Annotated in this window: 3 protein-coding genes; all 3 read right to left on the bottom strand. The window is 73.2% G+C overall.

Translation table 11 applies throughout. The annotated features are described in order from the left end of the window. Positions 1-116 (bottom strand): nucleotide-binding protein (locus AC2VON_RS08900; RefSeq protein WP_486952617.1); only part of this gene is annotated, 116 nt, incomplete at its 3' end. Positions 117-150: 34 nt separating this feature from the next. Beyond that, entirely contained in the window at positions 151-765 is a 615-nt protein-coding gene (gene cobO, locus AC2VON_RS08895; protein WP_486952616.1) for a cob(I)yrinic acid a,c-diamide adenosyltransferase, read from the bottom strand. Then, the coding region (locus AC2VON_RS08890; RefSeq protein WP_486952615.1) for a VWA domain-containing protein at positions 765-1,248 on the bottom strand (484 nt) is incomplete at its 5' end. The genes cobO and AC2VON_RS08890, both read right to left, overlap by 1 nt.

Below are 1,248 nucleotides of genomic sequence, written 5' to 3'. Positions count from 1 at the left end.
CTGACGTGGTGCCCCCGCGCCGACAGCGCCGCCATCAGCCCGGTGGCCACCGTCGTCTTGCCGTGCCCGGACGCCGGTGCGGCCACGATCAGGCGCGGGAGCGTACCGGCTGCCATGCGCTCACCACGGTCTACCACCATCTGCCACGGTCTACCACTCGATCCCGCGCTGGCCCTTCTGGCCGGCGTCCATCGGGTGCTTCACCTTCGTCATCTCGGTGACCAGGTCGGCGGCCTCGATCAGCCGCGGATCGGCGTGCCGGCCGGTGATCACGACGTGCTGGCGGCCCGGCCGGTTCACCAGCGTCCGCGTCACGTCGTCGACGTCGACCCAACCCCAGTTGATCGGGTAGGTGAATTCGTCGAGGACGTACAAGTCGTGGGCTTGCGCGGCCAGGCGACGCTTGACCTGCGACCAGCCCTCGGCGGCGGCGGCCGAGTGGTCGGCGTCGGTGCCAGCCTTGCGGCTCCACGACCAGCCCGAACCCATCTTGTGCCACTCCACCGGTCCGCCCGCACCGGTGTCGCGGTGCAGGGCGCCGAGCCGCTCCAGGACGCTCTGCTCGCCGACCCGCCACTTGGCGGACTTGACGAACTGGAACACCCCGATCGCAAAACCCTGGTTCCAGCCGCGCAGCGCCAGGCCGAACGCGGCGGTGGACTTTCCCTTGCCGTCCCCGGTGTGCACGATCAGCAGCGGCCGGTTGCGGCGCTGACGGGTGGTCAGAGCGTCGTCGGGCACTGTCAGCGGCTGTCCCTGCGGCATCAGGCGGCCCCCTGCCGGGCGGCGCCGCGGACCACCCCGGTCAGTGCCTCGGCGCTCACCTGCGGCAGCGGGACGTGTTCGGCCCGCAGGTGCTCGGCGAGGGTGCGGGCCAGGCCGCAGTGCATCCGGCCGCTCTCGCAGTCGACGACCACCGCGCTGAGCCCCCGCTCGGCGAGGTGGTCCGCGGTGATCTGGGAGCGCTGCACCGGATCCTCGCCGGCGGTGGCCCGGCCGTCGGTGACCACCACCAGCAGCGGGCGGCAGTCCGGGTCGCGCAGTCGCTCGCAGCGGACCACCTCGGCGGCCGCTGCCAGCCCCTCGGCCAGCGGGGTGCGGCCGCCGACGGGCACCTCGTCGAGTCGGGCGGCCGCGATCTCCACCGAGCTTGTCGCCGGCAGCACCACCTCGGCGCCGGAGCCGCGAAACGTCACCAGGCCGACCCGGTCCCGGCGGCGGTATGCGTCGAGCAGCAGCGACAGGATC

It is taken from the genome of Mycobacterium sp. TH-M82, from assembly GCF_057473605.1.
The sequence above is the reverse complement of the archived record's forward strand: the minus strand, read 5'-3'. Positions and strand labels throughout refer to the sequence as shown.